General features: G+C 59.0%; 22 protein-coding genes. 7 read left to right on the forward strand and 15 right to left on the reverse strand.

The features are described from left to right. Nucleotides 1–181: 181 nt before the first annotated feature. Nucleotides 182–1,363, forward strand: a complete 1,182-nt coding sequence (locus ADN00_RS04070; RefSeq protein ID WP_075061676.1) for a L,D-transpeptidase — start codon at nucleotides 182–184, stop codon at nucleotides 1,361–1,363. Between the two features lie 83 nt (nucleotides 1,364–1,446). Here ADN00_RS04070 and ADN00_RS04075 read toward each other — a convergent pair whose 3' ends face one another. The 4 genes from ADN00_RS04075 to ADN00_RS04090 form a co-directional block, all read right to left on the reverse strand. Next, nucleotides 1,447–2,499, reverse strand: coding sequence for a hypothetical protein (locus ADN00_RS04075; protein WP_075061677.1), 1,053 nt, complete (start codon nucleotides 2,497–2,499; stop codon nucleotides 1,447–1,449). Nucleotides 2,500–2,563: 64 nt separating this feature from the next. Further along, nucleotides 2,564–2,944: a response regulator gene (locus ADN00_RS04080; RefSeq protein WP_075061678.1), complete on the reverse strand. Its 381-nt coding sequence runs from the start codon at nucleotides 2,942–2,944 to the stop codon at nucleotides 2,564–2,566. 130 nt (nucleotides 2,945–3,074) lie between these two features. Then, nucleotides 3,075–4,580 carry a carboxypeptidase M32 gene (locus tag ADN00_RS04085; protein WP_236691473.1) on the reverse strand — a complete coding sequence of 502 codons (1,506 nt, stop codon included), beginning with the start codon at nucleotides 4,578–4,580 and terminating at the stop codon, nucleotides 3,075–3,077. Nucleotides 4,581–4,657: 77 nt separating this feature from the next. Continuing rightward, complete coding sequence (locus ADN00_RS04090) at nucleotides 4,658–5,095, reverse strand: RpiB/LacA/LacB family sugar-phosphate isomerase (RefSeq protein WP_075061679.1); 438 nt, start codon at nucleotides 5,093–5,095, stop codon at nucleotides 4,658–4,660. 108 nt (nucleotides 5,096–5,203) lie between these two features. Here ADN00_RS04090 and ADN00_RS04095 point away from each other — a divergent pair, with 108 nt between their 5' ends. After that, nucleotides 5,204–5,740 carry a DUF3109 family protein gene (locus ADN00_RS04095; RefSeq protein ID WP_075061680.1) on the forward strand — a complete coding sequence of 179 codons (537 nt, stop codon included), beginning with the start codon at nucleotides 5,204–5,206 and terminating at the stop codon, nucleotides 5,738–5,740. A 14-nt stretch (nucleotides 5,741–5,754) separates the two neighbouring features. Here ADN00_RS04095 and ADN00_RS04100 read toward each other — a convergent pair whose 3' ends face one another. The 3 genes from ADN00_RS04100 to ADN00_RS04110 are packed head-to-tail and all read right to left on the reverse strand — an operon-like array spanning nucleotide 5,755 to nucleotide 9,067. Further along, nucleotides 5,755–6,981 carry an ABC transporter permease gene (locus tag ADN00_RS04100; protein WP_075061681.1) on the reverse strand — a complete coding sequence of 409 codons (1,227 nt, stop codon included), beginning with the start codon at nucleotides 6,979–6,981 and terminating at the stop codon, nucleotides 5,755–5,757. Next, nucleotides 6,978–7,658 carry an ABC transporter ATP-binding protein gene (locus ADN00_RS04105; protein WP_075061682.1) on the reverse strand — a complete coding sequence of 227 codons (681 nt, stop codon included), beginning with the start codon at nucleotides 7,656–7,658 and terminating at the stop codon, nucleotides 6,978–6,980. The genes ADN00_RS04100 and ADN00_RS04105 overlap by 4 nt, the downstream gene beginning before the upstream one ends. Before the next feature lie 2 nt (nucleotides 7,659–7,660). Then, nucleotides 7,661–9,067, reverse strand: a complete 1,407-nt coding sequence (locus ADN00_RS04110) for an efflux RND transporter periplasmic adaptor subunit (protein WP_075061683.1) — start codon at nucleotides 9,065–9,067, stop codon at nucleotides 7,661–7,663. 132 nt (nucleotides 9,068–9,199) lie between these two features. Here ADN00_RS04110 and ADN00_RS04115 point away from each other — a divergent pair, with 132 nt between their 5' ends. Beyond that, on the forward strand, nucleotides 9,200–10,480 hold the full coding sequence (locus ADN00_RS04115) for a hypothetical protein (protein WP_075061684.1): 1,281 nt from the start codon (nucleotides 9,200–9,202) through the stop codon (nucleotides 10,478–10,480). A 17-nt stretch (nucleotides 10,481–10,497) separates the two neighbouring features. Next, a complete protein-coding gene (locus ADN00_RS04120) occupies nucleotides 10,498–10,797 on the forward strand; it encodes a hypothetical protein (RefSeq protein WP_075061685.1) in 300 nt (99 codons plus the stop codon). A gap of 7 nt (nucleotides 10,798–10,804) precedes the next feature. Here ADN00_RS04120 and ADN00_RS04125 read toward each other — a convergent pair whose 3' ends face one another. Further along, complete coding sequence (locus ADN00_RS04125) at nucleotides 10,805–11,191, reverse strand: FmdB family zinc ribbon protein (protein WP_075061686.1); 387 nt, start codon at nucleotides 11,189–11,191, stop codon at nucleotides 10,805–10,807. Between the two features lie 60 nt (nucleotides 11,192–11,251). Between ADN00_RS04125 and ADN00_RS04130 the strand changes: the two genes are divergently transcribed. Beyond that, the gene (locus ADN00_RS04130) at nucleotides 11,252–11,923 is read left to right on the forward strand and encodes a guanylate kinase (protein ID WP_082389875.1); all 672 of its coding nucleotides are present in this window, start codon (nucleotides 11,252–11,254) and stop codon (nucleotides 11,921–11,923) included. After that, nucleotides 11,920–12,705 carry a rhomboid family intramembrane serine protease gene (locus tag ADN00_RS04135; protein WP_075061687.1) on the forward strand — a complete coding sequence of 262 codons (786 nt, stop codon included), beginning with the start codon at nucleotides 11,920–11,922 and terminating at the stop codon, nucleotides 12,703–12,705. The genes ADN00_RS04130 and ADN00_RS04135 overlap by 4 nt, the downstream gene beginning before the upstream one ends. Before the next feature lie 249 nt (nucleotides 12,706–12,954). On the opposite strand, the gene ADN00_RS04140 is transcribed toward ADN00_RS04135, so the two are convergent. From ADN00_RS04140 to ADN00_RS04165, 6 genes are all read right to left on the reverse strand, one after another. Continuing rightward, nucleotides 12,955–14,244: an MFS transporter gene (locus ADN00_RS04140; RefSeq protein WP_075061688.1), complete on the reverse strand. Its 1,290-nt coding sequence runs from the start codon at nucleotides 14,242–14,244 to the stop codon at nucleotides 12,955–12,957. Between the two features lie 105 nt (nucleotides 14,245–14,349). After that, nucleotides 14,350–14,754, reverse strand: a complete 405-nt coding sequence (locus tag ADN00_RS04145; protein ID WP_075061689.1) for an SHOCT-like domain-containing protein — start codon at nucleotides 14,752–14,754, stop codon at nucleotides 14,350–14,352. 32 nt (nucleotides 14,755–14,786) lie between these two features. Then, the gene (locus ADN00_RS04150) at nucleotides 14,787–15,182 is read right to left on the reverse strand and encodes a DUF2089 domain-containing protein (RefSeq protein ID WP_075061690.1); all 396 of its coding nucleotides are present in this window, start codon (nucleotides 15,180–15,182) and stop codon (nucleotides 14,787–14,789) included. Nucleotides 15,183–15,212: 30 nt separating this feature from the next. Further along, complete coding sequence (locus tag ADN00_RS04155) at nucleotides 15,213–16,058, reverse strand: class I SAM-dependent methyltransferase (RefSeq protein WP_075061691.1); 846 nt, start codon at nucleotides 16,056–16,058, stop codon at nucleotides 15,213–15,215. A gap of 168 nt (nucleotides 16,059–16,226) precedes the next feature. Then, nucleotides 16,227–16,601, reverse strand: a complete 375-nt coding sequence (locus tag ADN00_RS04160) for a DUF6504 family protein (protein WP_075061692.1) — start codon at nucleotides 16,599–16,601, stop codon at nucleotides 16,227–16,229. A 31-nt stretch (nucleotides 16,602–16,632) separates the two neighbouring features. Beyond that, nucleotides 16,633–17,766, reverse strand: a complete 1,134-nt coding sequence (locus ADN00_RS04165; RefSeq protein ID WP_075061693.1) for a radical SAM protein — start codon at nucleotides 17,764–17,766, stop codon at nucleotides 16,633–16,635. Nucleotides 17,767–17,909: 143 nt separating this feature from the next. Here ADN00_RS04165 and ADN00_RS04170 point away from each other — a divergent pair, with 143 nt between their 5' ends. Further along, the gene (locus tag ADN00_RS04170; RefSeq protein ID WP_075061694.1) at nucleotides 17,910–19,022 is read left to right on the forward strand and encodes an alanine racemase; all 1,113 of its coding nucleotides are present in this window, start codon (nucleotides 17,910–17,912) and stop codon (nucleotides 19,020–19,022) included. Between the two features lie 82 nt (nucleotides 19,023–19,104). On the opposite strand, the gene ADN00_RS04175 is transcribed toward ADN00_RS04170, so the two are convergent. After that, nucleotides 19,105–20,304 carry a site-2 protease family protein gene (locus ADN00_RS04175; RefSeq protein ID WP_075061695.1) on the reverse strand — a complete coding sequence of 400 codons (1,200 nt, stop codon included), beginning with the start codon at nucleotides 20,302–20,304 and terminating at the stop codon, nucleotides 19,105–19,107. Nucleotides 20,305–20,365: the final 61 nt, after the last annotated feature.

Consider the following 20,365-nt stretch of genomic DNA (forward strand, 5'->3'; position numbering starts at 1 on the left):
GAAAGCAGCCCATCCACACAGCCCACCTTTGGAGTTCAGACCCCTGTCCGGGCAGGCGGGGGTCTCAAGACGCGGTATAATCAACCTTGCGCCCGCCACAACCCTTGAGCTTTGGCGCGAATCCTCGTACAATACCATCAATATCGACATAAACTGTCTGGTTTTTAGAAAAATGAACTTAATGAACAAACACTCCATTTTGATCGCGTTCTTCGCGGCCCTCTTGCTTGCCGGGCTTTCCTTTTTACCGGTATCCGCCGACGACGCCCAGCCCACCGGAAGCAGCGAACCTTATTTCGGCCAGGTGCTCTGCCTGCCGGGCGCGCAGTTGGGCGCGCAGTCTGATTGTCTCGCCCTCGGGCCCAGTCAGGTGTTGACCAGCCTGGCCAAACGCGGCATTGAATACCCCTTCAAACCGCTGCCCGCCACCCGGCCTGACCCTTCACTCAACAATGCCGGCATTTACATTGCCAAAATCAATATCCCCAAAGATGAACAGGCCAAAATTTTCAGTTCCCTCGAAGACGCCGCCAGCGGAGCCAACCCCAGCGGCTACCTGGAAGCCGGCCGCAATATCTACGTTTCTTACATTCAACAGGCTGATGTCAACGGCGGCCATTACCTGCTGCTCAAAGACGGCGGCTGGGTGCGCGCTTCTCCCCTGGCAGCCTCAGCCAGCTATTTCCAGGGCCTCCTCTTCCACGAGAACCCCACCACCCCCTTCGGCTGGATTGTTGAACCAGTGATCACCCGCAGCGCGCCCAGCTACGCCGCCCCTGAAGATGGGCGCTCCCTGGCCCGCGAAAATGCCGTGCAAATTTTTGACATGGTCGACGATGGAACCACAAAATGGTACATGGTTGGCCTGAACGAATGGGTGGAACGCCGCTATATTCGCGAGTTCCAGTTCAACCCCAACCCACCTCAAGGTGTTACCAATAATCGCTGGATTGACGTGAACCTCTACGAGCAGACCATCGGCGTTTACGAAAACGGCCGACTGCTGTTTGCTACCCTCATCGCCAGCGGCGGCGACCCCTACTTCACCCGCCCCGGCCTTTTCCAGATTTACGAGAAAAAACCCACTGAAAACATGTCCGGCGCTTTTGAAGCTGACCGCTCGGATTATTATCTCTTCCAGGACGTGCCCTGGACCATGTACTTTGACGAAGCCCGCGCGCTGCACGGCGCGTACTGGCGCGCCAACTTCGGCTACCCCGAAACACACGGCTGCGTCAACCTGTCGCTGGGCGATGCCAACTGGCTTTTCCATTGGGCCAACGAAGGCGATTGGGTTTACGTTCACGACCCGTCTGGCCTCACCCCTACCGACCCCAGTCTCTACACCGCGGGTGGAGCCTGATCGCTCACCGCAACGCAGAATCCATTTCGGCGCGCCCAACTTCAGGCGCGCCGCTCTTTTTCTAACCGGGCATTCGGGTTTATTTATGGGGCCACAAACAAGGTCATGCTGGAAAGCGCCACCGTTCCGGGAATGCGGTTGACGCTCTCTTGGCGGATCACCAGCCGCACACCGGTGATCTCGCTGACAGTGTATTCAATCTCCACCCCAAACGGGGTGTGGCTTAAGTCGCCCGTTGGCGCGGGCACCTGAATGCGGTTTGAGCCGACCACATTTCCCTGCTCGTCCACCAGTTCCAGAATCAGCGGGCTTTCGTTCACTGGCCGCGCCACACCACTCACCCACATCAGCCCCCCGCTCACCAGACTATCCTCTTTCGGGTAGCGAATCAGGTACGGTTCCATTTCAATCAGCGAGGGGGTGGTCTCATTGCTCCCCAGAGAAAGCAGCACCAGGTCCACCGAAGAGACGGCCATGCTGCGCCCAAACTCGTCTTTGGTACTCATCACCAGCCGCGCCGTCTCGGCCACTCCGCTGATCTCAAAGTCAATCAATGGCGCGATCCAGAAGCGCTGGTACAGCGAACTGCGGTAGTCCAAGGCCTGGCTGGCCACCGTCCGGCCATCCTCGCCAATCAAATCCAAGTAGACAATCCCATCCATCCCGCGCGTAACCATTGCTTCCATCTGGTACGGAGAAAGAATCTTGGAAAGCAGCCCTGGCCGGGTAATCATCAGGCTGGCTCTGGGCGGCGTGGGCGTAGGGGTAATGGTGGGGGTGGCGGTTGGCCGGCGGGTGCGCGTGGGCAGCGGACCGCGCGTTGCGGTGGGCGCGAAAATTGTCTCCACCAGTTGCGTATCATCTGGGGTGGGGGTAATAGCATCTGTCGGGGTATGGCTGGGCAGCACCTGAACCGTCTCGGTGGGCGGCTCTGGCGTGTACGTGGGCGGCACCACCGGCGTATCTGTTGCCGGCTCACCGGCAGCCGCGGCGAGCGTGGCCGAAGCGGTAGGCAGCACCGAAGCCGTCGCGCCCATTGGCGCGGGCATCAGCGCGGCTGGCCGCGTGCAAGCCGCCAGCAGTAGAATGCCCAGGGAGAGCCATCCGCCAGCTTTGAATGCCTTCATGCTCATCATTATAAACGGATTTCTTCCCCGCCGTACTTTGCAGATTGGAAAACCGCCGGCCTTGCCCCCGAGGTTACGGCCTGCTGGCGCTTTGCACGTATTTCTTTACGGTTTTATCCATTTGGTCCATCGTTACTGGCTTGTTCATGAAGCAGCAGTGCCCGTTCTTTTCCACTCGCTGAGCATCGTCTCCCGACCATCCCGCGGAAACAATGATCACCGGCACACCTTCAATCGTCGCGCTGTGACAAAACTGATGGATAAATGCGTTGCCTTCCATGTCTTGCAGGCAGCCCAGGTCTGCAAAGATCAGGTCGGGCGTTTGGGAGCCTGCCAATTGGATTGCTTCGCTGACGCAGGTTGCCGTTACGATCTGATGTCCAAGCACATCCGCGGCCATCTTCATCAGCTGTAGCGTTGAAACGTCATCATCCAGAAACAGAATTTTGGCCATTCTTCCCCCTTTTTTCTTTGATTGTAGACCATCTCATTTCCCACCTCATCAGCTTCCATACAGCCCAAAAAAGTGTGAAGAAGCCGGCGGTTGGGCTGCGCCAGAACCGCCGGCTTCATGCTTCCTGAGACTACAAATCGTAAATCGCGCTGAATTTCTCCGACAAATATCGCATATACGCGTCCGGGTTGATCTTGGATCCGGTAACGCGTTTCACCAGGTCTTGCGGCTCGAACTTCGCGCCGTGGCGGTGAATCTTCTCACGCAGCCAGCCCAGCAACTCGTCGAATTTACCCGCCTCAATCTGCTCTTCCAGGTTGGGCAAATCGCGCTGAATGCACTCCCACAACTGCGCCGAAACCAGATTACCCAATGCGTAGGTGGGGAAGTAGCCCATCATCCCGCCTGACCAATGAACGTCTTGCAGCACACCCTTGGCGTCGTTGGGCGGAACAATGCCCAGGTACTCTTCCATGCGCGCGTTCCACGCCGCCGGCAAATCTCTCACCGCCAGCTGGCCTTCCATCACCGCGATCTCCAGTTCCAGGCGCAGCATGATGTGCAGGTTATACGTCGCCTCGTCGGCTTCCACCCGGATCAACGACGGCTTCACCTTGTTGATCCCGCGGTAGTAGTCTTCCATGCTTACATTGCCAAGAATCGAGCGGAAGGTCTCCTGATAAAGCGGATAATAATGCTTCCAGAACGCTTTCGAGCGCCCCACCATATTCTCCCACATGCGCGACTGCGACTCGTGCACCGCCATCGAGGCACCCGCTGCCAGCGGCGTGCGGGCCAGAGCGTGGTCAAAGCCCAGCTCATACAGCGCGTGCCCGCCTTCGTGCATGGTGCTGAACAGCGATGATGTGCCCAGGTTGGGCACAAAGCGCGTGGTGATGCGCACGTCGTCAATGCCAAACGAAGTCGTAAAGGGGTGCGCCGACTTATCCTGCCGCGAGCGGTTCCAATCAAATCCAAAATCATTCAGCACCCGCACCCCAAAATCCCATTGCCCCTGCTCGGAATAATCCAGGTACACAAAACTGTCGTCAATTTCTGGTTTTTCGGCAATTTGCCGGATCAATTCCACCTGCTGCGGGCGCAGCTTGCTGAAGATCTCCTTCACCTCGGCCGTTTTTAAGCCCGGCTCAAAATCGTCCAGCATCGGGTCATAAATGTGGTCGTAGGGCTTAAAGAAATCCGCGTAGGCCCGTCGCAGTTCAAAGATTTGCTCCAGCACCGGCCGGAAAGCCTCAAAATTGTTCTCCGCCCGCGCTTTTTCCCACTCTGACTGCCCGATGGTGGTGATTTTGGCAAACTCTCCCACCCACTCAGCGCTCACCTTGGTCTGCTTTTCATAATTGCGCCGCGCCAGTTTGATTAAGCAAGCCTCATCCGAATCCGGGTCTAAATGGGTTTCATAACTCTTCAGGTCATCCAATAATTGACCCAGTTCATCGCAGGTTGATTTCTCATGGCGAATTTTGGCCAGCGTGGCCAATTGAGAGCCGCGGTCTTCGGCCCCGGCTTTGGGCATATACGTTTGCTGATCCCAGCCCAGAACAGCCTCAGCCCCAACCAGGTCGTTAATCTCACCTAACAGCGCTTTCAGTTGCTCCATTTTTTCTTGTGTCACAGTGGTTTTCTCCTATCCATTGATGGGTTTTCAACAGCAACTTTGATTCTTCCTAACCCATTCATTTTACTCCAATTTCATTCCTCAAGTTTCCGAATCAACGCCAGGCAGGCATCGTCTGTGGGATTGGAAAGGTAGTCGGTGACCAGCCAGGCATCCACAATCTCTTTGGCTACCGGGCGCGAAGCCAGCCGCATCGACAGGCATAACACATTGGCGTCGTTCCACAGGCGCGCTCCGCGCGCGGTTTCGGCGTCCACACACAGCGCCGCCCTGATTCCGCGCACCTTATTGGCCGCGATGCACACCCCCGTGCCCGTCCAGCACAGCGCAACCCCCATCTGCGCCTCACCGCTGGCCACGCTCCACGCAACCTGTTCCGCTACCTGCGGCCACGGCTGGCTCTCGCCCACTGAAGGCCCAAACCAATCAACATCATGCCCCAGCTCCCGCAGATAGTCCAGCAGGTACTGCGCCACATCCAGTTGTTCATCCGCCCCAACCGCGATTCGCATGCCCGCCTCCAATCTCTTTCCAGACCGCTGCCTGCCCTCCAAATAGTTGGTGGTAAAATCGGTGAGATGAAATGGGATATTTCTCCCCGACTACTTGAATCAGAACCCATGCAGCGCTGTAAACTGCGCCAGTGCCGCGCCGCCTGCTGCCTGCACGGGGTGTGGGTGGGCATCCTCGAAGCCGAGAAAATCCTGCAATCAGCATACCAGATCATCCCCTACGCCCCGCCCGTCTTACAAGACCCGGCAAGCTGGTTTGAAGACGCCCAGGAGTCCGATCCGTTTCTCCCCGGCGGGATGGCCGTTCATACCCGCGTTCTCGACAACCCCAAGCATTGGGGCGGCACCGCCTGCGGCTTCTTGCGCGCCGACCATAAATGCGCCCTCCAGGTGGCCGCGAATGCCGCCGGGCTGCACCCCTGGCACTTCAAGCCACTCTACTGCATTCTTCACCCCCTCGATCTTGACGAGCAGGGCCGCATCACCCTCGACCAGACCAGCCTGCTGCTGGATGAGCCGGGGTCGTGCCTGCGCCCCGCCCCAAGCCCTATTCCGCTGTGGGTAACCTTTGAAGAAGAACTGCGCTACTTTCTGGGGGACGCCCGCTACGACGAGCTGAAAAACCAGTTAAACGAGCCGTCCTGACCACTCTGGCGCGGTTATTCATGCCGCAGGGCTTCCACCGGCTCCAGGTTCGCCGCCCGGTTGGCTGGATAAATGCCAAAAAACAGTCCCACCGCTGTGGAAAAAAGGGTCGCCAGCAGCACCGCGTTGAGTCCAATCGCCGGGTTGATCGGCGTGTCATTGGCTGCCGCGATTTGCCCCACCGTGAACGAAAGCAGCCAGCCCAGACCAATGCCAATCAGGCCGCCGAACAAACTCAGCAAAGACGATTCAGTTAAGAACTGAATCAGAATATCGGCCTTGCGCGCCCCCAGCGCCTTGCGCAGCCCGATCTCACGCGTGCGCTCGGTCACTGAGACGAGCATAATATTCATAATACCAATCCCGCCCACCAGCAGCGAAATTCCCGCCACCCCTCCCAGGAAGATGGTGAACACCCCCGTGATCGTTTCGGCTGTTTCCACAAAATCTTGCTGTGAGAAAATGGTGAAGTCATCGGGCCCCAGGAAAATGCGGTGCCGCGAGCGCAAGATCTGTGCGATCTCATCCGTCGCCAGCTTTACCGTATCCGCTGAGGTAGCCTGAACATAAATCACATCCACACGCTCGCGCGAGCGCCGGATCAAGCGCGACTGCGCCGTAGTGAAGGGAACCAGCACCACATTATCCTGGCTGCCAAACGAGCTGCCCCCTTTCGGCTCCAACACGCCAATCACACGGAAGGGCTGTCCTTCAATGCGAATCGTCTCGCCGGTAATCGCCTCACGCCGGTCAAACAGGTTGTCGGCCACTTCCACACCAATCAACGCCACCGAAGCCTGCCCCAGAAGGTGATCCTGGTTGATAAACTCGCCTTCACTGATCGTGTAATTCCGCACCTCCGCGAAGACCGGTGTGACCCCATTCACCTCCGCGCGCGTCGACTCGCCCGCGAAAGTAATTTCCAAATCGCTGTTGATCACCGGCGCAACCGACTGCACGTGCGGCGCCTGGAACACATCGCTCAGCGCTTCCGCGTCATCCAGGGTCAGTTCTTGCACATTGCGCACTTCTTCTTGAAAATTTCCAGAGAAAACAAACAACAGGTTCGAACCAATCCCCGAAATGGAACCCGTGATGGTATCTTGCGCACCTTGCCCCACCGCCAGCATGGCGATCACCGCTGCCACCCCAATCACAATTCCCAGGATGGTCAGCGCCGAACGCATCTTGTTGGCGTTCAGGCTTTCCAGCGCCTCCAAAAAAGCCTGGGTAATGCTCACGCGCGTTCCTCCACCCGGCCGTCCATCAGGTGAACGACCCGCTGCGCCTGTTCGCCGATCACCGGGTCGTGGGTGATCAAGATCACCGTTGTGCCGCGCTGCCGGTTTAGATCCATCAGCAGTTCCATAATTTCCTTGCCCGACTTGGAATCGAGGTTGCCGGTTGGCTCATCGGCCATAATAATTGAAGGACGGTTCACCAGCGCGCGGGCAATTGCCACTCGCTGCTGCTGCCCGCCCGATAGTTCCGAAGGCTTGTGATACATGCGGTCAGCCAGTCCCACGGCCTGCAGTGCCTCTTTCGCGCGCTGCATCCGCTCGGCTCTTACACCGGCGTAGCGCATCGGCAGTTCCACATTCCCCAGCGCGGAATGGCGCGGCAGCAGCATAAAGCTCTGAAAGACAAACCCCACCTTGCGGTTGCGAATATCCGCGAGTTGATCATCGGACATACTGGAAACGTCTTCCCCGTCCAGCCAATATTGGCCCGAGGTTGGCCGGTCAAGACAGCCCAAAATATTCATCATCGTCGATTTTCCCGACCCCGACGGTCCCATGATGGCCAGCACTTCACCGCGCCGCACGCGCAGATCCACCCCGCATAGGGCGTGCACCTGCACCTCACCCATCTGGTACGTTTTGGTCAGATCTCGCGTCTCAATGACCCACTCGTCCATCGCTATTCCCTGTTCATTGGCCCTCCCTGAGGGGGCTGAAATTCTGCCGGAGGATTCAACACCACTACATCGCCTTCTTTCAACTCTCCACCGATGATCTCGCTGTACAATTCCGAAGAAGACCCAATCTGCACATCAACCGCGTCCAGCATCCCTGTCGCGTTCTGCACATACACAACCCGTTTACCATCGCGGAAGCGCACCGCGCGGTTGGGCACCAGCAGCACATTTTCCAGTTTTTCCACCACAATGTTCACCGCCGCCGTCATTCCCGGCCGCACTTGCGGATCCATATCAACCAGCTCAATCGTAACCGCGAAATCCACGCCGCTTTGCGTGGTCGTGCCCACCCGCGCAATCTCGGTCACTTTGCCCAAGTATTCCTGGTCGCGAATCGCGTCAAAACTCATGCGCACTTCATCGCCAATCACCACCCGGTTGATATCCACCTCCGGGATGCGCACCTCTACCAGCATGCGCGCAAGATCATCCACGCGGATCGAAGCGGTTCCCGGCGAGACCTGGTCGCCTTCTTTCGAATTCACCTCGGTAACTGTGCCTTCAAACGGCGCTTTGAGATAGCGGTAATTAAGCGACGCTTCCACCGCCGCCACCCGCGCTTCCGCCGCCGCGATATCTTCCGGGTCGGCTCCGTCTTTCAGGCGCTCCCACTCGCGCTGTGCGTCTTCCAACTGCGCCTTGGCCAGGGTAACCCGCGCTTCCGCCTCGGCCACTTCGTTCGAATCGGGCATCCCCAGGGCGTAGTTCAGATTGGCCAGCGCCCGGTCGGCGCGCTTGCGCGCGTTGACCAGCACCGAGAGCGCCTCGGCGCGGTTGGGGTCGTCCTCGGCGCGGTCTTCAAAAGCGGTAAAGAACGTTTCAGCGTCATCCAGCGCGTTCTTGGCCAGCACATATTCAGCCCGCAGCCCATCAATCGTATTCTGAGACGCGCGCCCAAACGACTGGCTCTGGCGGTCTTCCATCGCGTCTTCATAGGCCTGCTGCGCCTGCGCCAGGGTCAGCGCCGCTTGCGCGCTGGTTAAATTGGAATCCTTCAGGTTTTCCAGGGCGCGCCGCGCTTCCACCAGCTCGGCTTCGGCCAAAATCACATTCTGCGGCAAAGAATCTTTGGCCAGTTCGGCCAGCACCTGATCAGCGCGGACAGCCTCATCAACCTGCACGGTGATCTCATCTATACGCCCGCTGGTTTGCCAGGTCAGCACCGCGCTCTGGTTGGCACGCACTGTGCCGGTTGCGCCCACAATCGCCACCAGTTCTCCCCGCTCCACCTGAGCGGTTTGAAAGGCTTCATTCATCGCCTGGCGTGCCTTCTGAATATTGTTAAAAATCAGAAAACCCACCACAGCCACAATCCCAATCCCAATGATCCAAAAAACGCGTTTCTTCATATCGAAAACCATCCTTGCTGCCCGGCATGTTGTAATGAAAATTTCATTGATGCGAAATATCTGAAAATAATTGTACTAGATTCTGTGCAGGTGAGATCACTCGGGTATAATCTTGGTTGCGGGTTTTCAATCATGAAAAAGATTATTCCTTTCCCCCGCCTTCTGGCGCTGCTCATCATTGCTCTCACTCTGTTGTTCACCCCCGGCAGCCTTCCGCGCCTGCCTTCCACCCCCTATGAACAGGCGCGCGTCTTCACTCGTTCCATCGAATTTGATTACGTTGCCTGGGGCGCGCGCGCCAGCCTGGATAAACTGCGGCAAATCGCCCTGGGCGCCAGCCATTACCTTAGCGAAGACCAGCAGAAGCAGGTCGTGATGGAATATATCGATCTGGTCAGCCAGTCCGTCCATCTCGAAGCCCAGATTGAACAGATCTACAGCGAACCATCCATCACCGACCCGCAGAATTTCTCCATCCCCTGGCGCGATCAGCTCAGTCAGGTGCAGAGCCGCCTCAAAAAAACCGCTCCCCTGGCCGAAAGCATTCTGCAGCAGCAAATCAGCCTCACCCTGCGCGATCTCGACCTTTCCGCCTTGGGACAGCCCATACCGCCGGTGTTGTTCCAGGTCACCGAGCTGCCCAAAGCCCTCATCATCTCGCCGCGCTCCGTCATTCGTCAGGATGCCTTTGTCTCGCTGGAGGCCAACCTACCGCTCGATCAAATCACCGGCCTGGAAGAGCAGATTGCCCGCCAGATGGACGTTTCCGCGCTGGTGGAAGATGTCGGTGGGATCGGCATGTACCCCACCATGATCATTCGCACCACCAATCTCTCCTTTCTGATCGAGGTGGCCGCCCATGAGTGGATTCATAACTTCCTCACCCTGCGCCCGCTGGGCTGGAATTACGACACCTCTCCCGAACTGCGATCCATGAACGAAACCACCGCCAATCTCTCTGGCAAAGAGATATCGCAAGCCGTGCTGCGGCGCTTCTACCCCGAGCTGCTGCCCAAGCCGCAGCCCGCCCCCTCTGGAACGCTGTCCGCCGCGCCCATCGAATCGCCACCGTCCGAGCCGGTCTTCGATTTCCGCGCCGAGATGCACACCACGCGCCTGAAAGCCGATGAGCTGTTAGCCGCAGGAAAAATTGAAGAAGCCGAAGCCTACATGGAAGAACGCCGCCAGCTCTTTTTACAGAATGGTTACCGCATCCGCAAATTGAACCAGGCCTATTTCGCCTTCCACGGCGCCTACGCCGATGTGCCCGGCGGCGCGGCCGGCGAAGACCCGGTTGGCCCGGCCGTGGTCGCCTTGCGGGAAAAAAGCCCCTCGCTGGCTGCCTTTCTGCGGCGCATCGCCTGGATCACCTCGCTGGACGACCTGCAGCAGGCCGTCAGCGCGCCCGATTAACCCCAAAGGATCAGAGCATGAAGATTTTAGCCCTTGAACGCGAAAACCCTACCGCCGCCCTGCGCGATTTTACACCCCACCTCAAAGCCGAAGCCGCCGCCGTCTGGCAGCTTCAGCAAACCGGTCTGCTGCGCCAGATCGATTTCAACGCCGAACAGCACACCGCCGTTCTGCTGCTGGAATGCGACAGCAAAGAGCAGGCCGAACAGGTGTTAGGGCAGATGCCCCTCGTTCAGGCCGGTCTGATCCACTTCGAAATCATTCCCCTGGCCCCCTACGACGGCTTCGCCCGTCTTTTCGCCCAAAACAGCGCGTAACGCGTGCCTAGAAATCATCCCCGTCTAAGCCGCCCGCGCCGCCCAGGTCGGGCATGGAGCTGTCTATCTCTTCCGGCGACTGCCCCGCCTCCAAACGGCTGACCACCTCATTAAACTCAGGGCCCATTTCTTCCCCTACCTGCTCGCCCATCTGGCGCATCATACCCCCCAGCGCCCGCGGGTCATCTTCCAGCGCCGCCAGGCGCGCCGGGTCAGCCATCGACTCCAGCCGGCTTTCTTCCGAACGCGCCACGCGAATTCTCCCAATCTTGCGCTGCAGGTTCTTTCCCTGGCAATACGGACAGCGCGGCTCGGCTTTCCCGTATTCCTCGTAGGTCATAAAGAGTTCCACTTTTTTGCGGCAGTCCAAACAGCGAAATTCATACGTCGGCATGGGTTCCCTCAACTGGTGAAGAAATTTTATCAATTTCCATTATAATCAGGGTAAGTCGAAATGCCCCCAACTCTATACCAAAGTGTGGCCAAATTGGAACCCAACCCCTCCCCCGAAAGCATCAATTTTAACGTCCTGAAACCCGAACCTTTGCTGATCGTCATCTCCGGGCCTTCAGGGATTGGGAAGGACGCTGTCGTGAAAGAACTGCAAAAACGCGACCTGCCTCTGCACTTCGTCATCACTGCCACCACCCGCCCCAAACGCAGCGAAGAAACCCACGGTGTGGATTACTTCTTCGTCTCCACCGAAGAATTCGAGACCATGATCGCCCAGGATGAATTAATCGAGTACGCCGAGGTTTACCAGCAGTACAAAGGTGTGCCCAAGGCGCAGGTGCGCGCCGCGCTGCAGAGCGGCAAAGATGTGATTATGCGCCTGGATGTGCAAGGCGCGCAGAAAATCCGCGATCTGTGTCCGCAGGCCGTGCTGATTTTCCTCATCCCCACCGACACCCAGGAATGGATCAACCGGCTGCTGGCGCGCAATACCGAGACCTCCGAAGATTTCTCGCTGCGCATTGAAACCGCCCGCAAAGAGCTGGAGTACCTGCCCATCTTCGACTACATTGTTCTCAACGCCCACAACTGCCTGCAGCAGGCCGTGGATACCATCGAGCAGATCATTCACACCGAGCATCACCGTGTGGTTCCGCGAAAGATAACCTTATGACCTTTCCCAGCCCCAACGACCAGCAGCCGCCCCTCGAACCGGCGGAAACCGCGGAACAGCCAGCCGCCCCTCAATATATTGAAGTTAAAATTGAGCTGCCCACCCGCAATCCGCTGGTCACTTACGTCATCCTGGTCGTTACCATCCTGGTTTATCTAGCCCAGATGGCCACCGAATATCTCCTCGGCGGAGACCTGCCCGCCTTTCTAGGCATGAAGATCAACGCCTACATACAAGCCGGGCAGCTCTGGCGGCTGATCACCCCCGTTTTGCTGCACGGTTCCCTCCTGCATATTGGTTTCAATATGTACGCCCTCTACAATATTGGCCGCGGCCTCGAGCAGTATTACGGCTCAGCGCGATTTCTACTGCTGTACCTTATTGCCGGTTTTGCCGGAAACACCGCCTCGTTCATCTTTTCCAGCGCCAACTCGCTGGGGGCTTCCACCGCCATCTTTGGCATCGTCGCCGCCGAAGGCGTCTTCATTTACCACAATCGCTCCCTCTTCGGGCGCAACGCCGGGCGCATGCTTTCACAGATCGGTATGGTGGTGCTGGTCAACCTCATGCTGGGCCTCTCGCCCGGCATCGACAACTGGGGCCACCTCGGCGGCCTGCTCGGCGGGTTGGCCTTTGCCTGGTTTGCCGGTCCCCGCTTTCAACCCCAGCTTAACCCACCGCGCCTGGCCAACGCCACCCCCGCCCAACGCGCCTGGCTCACCGCTGCCCTCGAAGCGGCCGCCATCGCCGCCCTGGTCGCCTTCACCCTTGCTTCTCGCTAATCATACGCACACCCATAGCGGCGGGCATGCCGGGGATATTGCGCCAAAACAAAGCTGGTTGGACCCGATGTTGGTGGGTTGGCTGCGCGTTAACAGATTGCGAAAAATATGGGGAGGCGTCCGGCTTGATTCAGATTTGCAGCCAACACCACCCTACAGAATTTCGAATTGCCAATGGGTAGAAAAAAAACTCCCCCAATTTCGAGAAGAACGTTCGAAAATGGGGGAGTGATGCTTCATTGCATCTCATCATCCAACCACGTTGGGCGCAGCCTCCGTTTGGACACGCGGCTGCTGCTCATTCTCCAGATTGATAATTGCCGGGGTCAGCGCGCCGCCAATGCCCAACAGAACGCAGCCCGCCGCCGCCACCAGAAACCACACCCGCACACCGATCAGCTCGGCGGTTGGGCCGGCAATCACCATGGAAAGCGGCACCGCCGCCCCTGAAATGCTGGCCATCAGGCTGAACACCCGCCCTTGCATGGCCGGTTCCACCCGCGCCTGCACAATCGCGAACAACGGACCGTTGACAATGGGCATATTGATCCCGGTCAGCAGCATACCCGCCAGCGCCATCCCCAGCGTTTGCGCCGGAGCGCCCCACACCAGGCCCAGCCCCAGGGCCATGCCCATTAGTCCCAGCATGGTCGTGTAGATGCGCCGCTTAAAACCGCCCCACGCGCCCAGCGCCAGGCCGCCGATCACAATTCCCGCGCCAAACATCGACTCCATCCAGCCCAGTTGCAGCGCGCCACCCTGGAAGTGCTCCGTCACCAGCAGCGGCATCAACGCGAAAGCCGGCATGAATAAGAAGTTGAGCAGCGTCGCCATCACCAGCAGCAGAAACAGCCCATTCCACTGGCGCACATAACGCAGTCCCTCACGCACGTCCGCAAGCACCGACTTCACGCTCTGCACCGCTCCCGTGCTTTGCGGGCTGGGGATCGCCACAATCAACAGCGGCAGCACCGCCAGGAACGCGGTAACCACATCCACCGCCAGCACGCCCCAGAACGGCAGCACGCCCATCAAAAACGCCGCCAGCAGCGGGCCGACAATATTGACCACCCCACGCAGCGCCTGGTTGATCCCCGCCACACGCGACAGTTCATTTTCTGGCACCATCAACGAGATGCTGGCCTGCATCGCGGTGAAGTGAAACACACCACCCAGTGAGCGCAGGAACAGCGCCGCGAAAATTGGCCACATGGTGAGCTGCCCGCCCCACACCAGCACGATCAAGACCACGGTAACCACCGCCACCAGGCTGTCCGCCAGGATCATCACCCTGCGGCGGTTCCAGCGGTCCACCAGCGCGCCCACAAACGGTCCCAACACCACCTCAGGCAGAAAACCCACCAGCATGGCCGCTGTCAGCACCGCCGCCGAGCCGGTCTTTTCCGTCAGCCACCAGATCAACGAGAACTGCACCACACTGCTGCCCAACAGAGAAAATACCTGCCCCCCAAAGATGAAGAAAAAGGGCTTCATCCATGCTTTTGAATCCACATTTTGTTTGCTTTGTTCTAAAACCATTGCGAACCTCACAGAAATCAGACAACAAATACCCAACAGATGCGCTCTTGGCGCTCTGGAGAACACTCCACTATATTCATGTACGCAAAACGAAAGAGGGAGTTGCTATTCCAGGAACACTTCTACATGCTCGCCGTCTTCATCGTCATACACATCCACCACTTTGCCCAGCTCTCCCCGCTCCACAAACTGGAACAGCTCGCCCAAATCCATGCCCTCAATTTCGGGGGCAAAACGCATGCCCATTTTCATCCCGGCTTTCATCATTCCCACCGGCAGGCGCACATTCACGCGCTTCTTACCCGTATCCGTATCGGTAACCTGCACGCGCAGCCAGCGCGGTTTGGCCCCGCTGCTTTCGCCTTCCCAGCGCGCGCCAGCCGGTCCGCTCGCGCCGGCCGGACTTTCCGCTTCTCCCAGCGCGTCCAGCAGGCCGGCGGCCTCTTCGGCATTGATTATCCCATCCTGCAGCATTTGCAAGATTTTTAAGCGTTCTTCACTCGCGCCCATTTTTCTCTCAACCTTTCCAGCGCCACGCCTGGCTAAGCCGCCCGGCCGCGCAATAATTCTTTCGCATCCTGAGACGAGATACGCCCCGCCGCCAGGTCATCCAAAATCTTCATCCGCTCATCCGCCGAGACCTTCACCGCCTGGGCTTCCTCTTTGCCGGGTTCAAACCCCAGCGCGCGGACCACTTCATTCAACCGGTTGCGCAGCGTGGGGTAAGAGACCCCCAACTCCTCTTCCAGGCGGTTGAAACGCCCTTCGCAACGGATGAAGCTGAGCACAAAACTGACCTGCTCATCACTCAAATTCTCAAAGTGATCCACCGGCGCGTGAAAATGCCCTTCAATCACCGTGTCGCAATTGCGGCAGTGCAGCCGCGTTACCAGCAGCTCTGCTCCGCAAACCGGGCATTGTGCAGGTTGTGGATACATATTGACCTCCATTCAAACCCATCGACTGGCTTATTCGTCCTCGCTGCCATCGATGGCGATATGCACCATATATTGGATCTTGAGATAGTCAGACAGCAGCCCGAACAGGCGGGTTTTCAGTGGCAGCCGCCGCCCACGCTGCCCAAAATAGCGGATCACCTCCAGCACGCGGATCCCGCCGCCCCAGTCCGGCAAATCGGCCGGGCTTTCCAGCGCCCAGCGCAGGTAAGAGCCTTCATCCAGCCCGCTGCGCTCAATCACCATCTGGTTGGCCGTGCGCACTCCCTGCGGCGAGGCCACATCGAACAGGACCTGGCAGCCCGCGAAGCGCCGCGCCAGCCGCAAGAAGAACTGCTTGATTTCCTCTTCTTCAAAGTAATACAGCACGCCGGCCGCGATGAAGAGCACATTTCCATTCACTTCAATCTGCTCCAGCCATGCCTCATCCAAAAAGGAGCTGGCGATCATCGTCCGCCGCTCATTTTCCGCGATGAAGTTGCGCCGCAGCGCGATCACGTCCGGCAGGTCCAGGTCATACCAGCGCATGCGGCCGTTATCCACGCGTTCAAAGGTGGTGTCCATGCCACAGCCCACGTTGACCACGCTGCCGTCCGGGTATTCTTCCAAGAACTTGTTAATCACCTCATCCACGCACAGGCTGCGCATCACCCACGCCGCCTGCGAAAGCGGGCTCATCTTCCCCGCCAGGCTGTCGAAATCATAGTCCACCTGCTCCAATATCCGCACCGCGGTTTCATCCCTCAGCAGTCCGCGGGGTTTGCGCGTCTCATACGCCCGCCCCCACAGCGGCAGAAACAAGGTCTTTTGCACATCGCCCAGCTCAATTTTGATTTTTGACTCTTTCGTTGATTCCATTCACATTCGACCTTTCTCTCCTGCCCGTTCAGGCAGTGTGATTAAACGCCAAAGATCATATTCTGCCCTCATTATACAGAATATTTCAAATATGTCAATACGTATATTTATTTTATTTATTATTTTGTTGAATTTTATTTATTTTTTGTAACAACAAATTAATTTTATTTATTTCTGTTCGCCAACCGCCTGCAGTTCGCTGCGCAGGAACCAGTTCCCCTTGCGGTCGCCGCTGTCTTCGGGGGCGCGGTCGTAATAGAGCTCAAAGCAGCGCCCGCCTTCAACCTCCACGCGGAAGAAGAAGCGCCCCACACCCCACGAGCCGTGCAGCGAGGCGCGCTGCGCGTGCGCCGGGGCCATATTGCGCGCCATGCGCCCACGCCGCGAGAAGTCCTGCTTTTCACTCAGCACGCGCCGCACTTCATACGCCTCTCCCCGCCAGGTGAACGCATCCGGGCATTCCGGCGATTTTTCCAGGGCAGGCGGGCGTTTGAAGGTTACTTCAATTTCTTCGCCAATAAAATGCAGGGGTTGGGTTTCCACAGGCACAGTCCTCCACCCCCATTATACCGTTTTAGAATAAGCGCAGTTGGTAGGCTGCCCGCTTTCCACTGAAGGCGACAAACGGCGCGGCGCGCTCGGCCGCGATGCCCAACCGCCGTAAATCCCCCAGAAAGCGCAGCCGCTCCTGTCGCCGCGCGCTCACAATCGCCCTGGCCCCCTGCGGACCGATCCCCGGCACTTTCATCAGATCCTGCAGATCGGCCTGGTTCACCTCCACGGGCGCGTCGATTAAGTGCGCGCGCGCCCAGGCCAGCTTGGGGTCTATATCGCGCGGCAGTTCCCCCGCGCCCTCAAACGGCAGATCTTCCAGCTCGAACCCGTAATCGCGCAGCAGAAAATCCGCCTGGTACAGGCGGTGTTCGCGCCAGCTGTCCAGCGCCGGATGGTCCTCCAGCGGCGTGCCGCGCACCGGGCTGAACCCCGAGAAATACACGCGGCTTAAATGCAAACCGTGGTGTAAATGCGCGCTCGTCTCCAGCAGTTCCAGGTCGCTTTCGCCCACCGCCCCCACCACAAACTGCGTCGTGCTCGAAGGCCAGCGTCCTTTCCAACCCGCCTGCGGCTCCTGGTTGTGCCGGATTTCATCCACCCATTTCAACGGCTGCAGCAGCTGTCCCAAAAAGGTTTTATCCGGCGCCAGTTGGTTGAGCCGGCTCTGGTTGGGGGCTTCCAGGTTCACCGAAACCCGGTCGGCCAGCTGCATGCTGCGCAGCACCTGGGCGTATTCCGACCCCGGCATAATCTTGAGATGCAGATAGCCGGTGAAGCCGCGCCTGTGGCGCAGAATCTCGGCCGCCGCGATCAGCCGCTCTTGCGTGCGCGCCCCGCCCCCGGCCACGCCTGAACTCAGGAACACCCCTTCAATCACCTTCGCGCGCCACAGACGCATCACCGCGTCGGCCAGCTCATCCGGTTGAAAGCTCTCGCGCCGGAAGTCCCGCTCGCGGCGAAAGGCGCAGTAGGTGCAGTTGTTCTCGCACACGGCCGTCAGCAGCGTCTTCAACAGCGGAATGCGTTTGCCGTTGGGCAGCGCCGCCATTTGAATCGGCAGATCACCCGCCTGCTTCAAGGGGCACGCCCCCGGCGATTCCACCTCCACACGCGTATACGCTTCCAGTTTGCGCAGTTTATCCACAGCATCCATACCTATATTATAGAATTTTATTTCTATTTATACAAGGTGTTCCGCCGGACCATTTTCTCCCACCGCTCACAAGCACGCTCCGGCTGACCGCCGTTTCCGCGTATAATCAAGCGTATCAGCCATTCCCCCGAAAGGAGCCTGCCGTGCCCGACATCTTCCCCACCATCAAACGCCCCACCCTCTTGCTCGACGAGAAAACCGCCCGCCGCAACCTGCACAGCATGGCCCTGCGCGCCCGCCAGGCCGGCGCGCGCTTTCGCCCCCACTTCAAAACCCACCAATCCGCCGCGATCGGCGAATGGTTCCGCGACCTGGAGATCAACGCCATCACCGTTTCCTCGGTCGATATGGCGCAGTACTTTGCCCGCGCCGGCTGGCAGGATATCCTCATCGCTTTCCCCTTCAACTGGCGCGAAATTGACGAGGTCAACCAGCTCGCCAGCCAGATTCACCTCGGCCTGCTGGTCGAATCGCGCGACACGGCCCGCTTTCTCAACTGGCACCTGAACCACCCCGTGGATGTGTGGATCAAAATTGACGTAGGCAGCCAGCGCACCGGCCTCGCCTGGGACGACCCCGAAGCCGTCCAGGCCCTCGCCGCAGACCTGCAGCGCGGGCGCCAGCTTCGTCTGCGCGGCCTGCTCACCCATGCAGGCCATTCCTACCGCGCGCGCGGCGCGGAAGAGGTCTGCGCCCTGCACCAGCAGAGCATGCAGCGCCTCACCGGCCTGCGCGACCAGCTCACCCAGGCCGGCCTGCCCGCCCTGGAAATTTCCATTGGAGACACGCCCTCCTGCTCCCTGTGCGACTGCACCGGCGCCGATGAGCTTCGCCCCGGCAACTTCCTCTTCTACGACGTGCAGCAAAGCCAAATCGGCTCCTGTCAGCCCGCCGACATCGCCGTGGCCGTGGCTTGCCCGGTGGTTGCCCTGCACCCCGAGCGCAATGAGGCGGTCGTCTTTGGCGGCGCGATTCACCTCTCCAAAGACGCCTTCGACCTCGACGGCCGCCCCGCTTACGGCCTGGTCTGCCTGCCCCAACCAAACGGCTGGGGCGCCCCCCTGCCTGGCGCGTTTGTGCGCGGGCTGTCTCAGGAACACGGTGTCCTTCACCTGCCTGAAGAAGACCTGGCCCGTGTGCGTGTGGGCGACTTGCTCTGCATCCTTCCCGCGCATTCCTGCCTCACCGTAACCTTGATGCGCAGCTACCTCACCCTGACCGGTCAGGTGGTGCCCACCATGCACAGCCCGGAATAAGCAGCCCCGCTCACCCGTCTAAAAAGAAAACGTCCCGAAAACCACACGGCTTTCGGGACGTGCCTGCTTCACAATCAGCCCATCACTGCACCAGAATCAGCGGCACCGGCGTAAAGGTTAGGAAGAATACCAGCAGCGCCAGACGCGCCAGCCATTTGCGCTTCTCATCCAGCGGCGTGATCGTATCCAGCGGTTCGGCGTGCACCCTGCCCAGGAAGAAAATCAGCCCCGCCCAGATGAGCCAGCCCATCCACACCAGCCCCAGCAGCGCCAATCCAATCAGCACTGCCGGCCAGATGCGCTGCATGGCCTTCTTGCCAAACAGCACATAGGTGATATGCCCGCCGTCCAACTGCCCGGCCGGGATCAGGTTCAGCGAGGTCACCAGCAGCCCGGCCCAACCCGCCCAGGCCACCGGGTGCAGCAGCACATCCAGGCCGCCCATCGGCAGCGGGCGGCCTGTGAAGAAGTAGCGCAGCCAGTGCGCCACCGGTCCCAACGCCCCATACGATTCGGGCGCGGGCAGTAACTGCCCAAACGTCAGATATTTCAACAGTAGATACAAAATTGAATTGCCCTCAATCTGGTAAACCATGCCTTGCGGCGGCGTCAGCGGCAGCGCGTCCAGCGTGGACAGGCGCAAGCCCAACACCAGCACAGGCAGCGCCACCACCATCCCCGCCAGCGGACCCGCCACGCTGATATCCAGCAGCACCTTACGGTTCTTCGGCACCGACTTCATGTTGATGAACGCGCCCATCGTGCCAAACAGGCTGAACGGCATGGGGATAAAAAAGGGCAGCGACACGTTGACCCCGTGCCAGCGCCCCACCAGATAATGCCCAAATTCGTGCGCCGCCAGAATTGCCAGCATGCTCACCGCGAACGGCCAGCCGCTGCGCAGAAACAGCCACACCACCTCCAGCGGATTCGCGGGCAGGTCGCCCTCAAAACCGTACATGCCGCCGGTCAGCAGCACGCTCAGCAGCGTAAATATGAACAGCACCAGGTTCACCCATGCCCGCCCCGGGCTGGCCTGTGGGCGCCCCGGTACCAGCAGCACCGCGTGCCGGTCTTCATCCCAGCGAAACAAGGGCGTGATGTTGTACGCTTTCAGTCCTTCGGCCAGCTGGTCATACAGTGCCTCTGAATCCTCGGAACGCAGCCGACCGCGGTAGCGCGCCACATAGCCCAGTTTCTCGCTGCCCAGCGTGCGGTCCTCCACCATTAAAACCTGGTCTACCAATGCATCGAATATCTCATACGCAATGTCTTCACTCATGCCCTCATTCCTCACAGGCCATCACAACAGCCAGAATTACGTTTCGAATTAGTATTAGCCT

This window comes from Ornatilinea apprima (genome assembly GCF_001306115.1).
GTDB classification, from domain to species: Bacteria; Chloroflexota; Anaerolineae; order Anaerolineales; family Anaerolineaceae; genus Ornatilinea; species Ornatilinea apprima.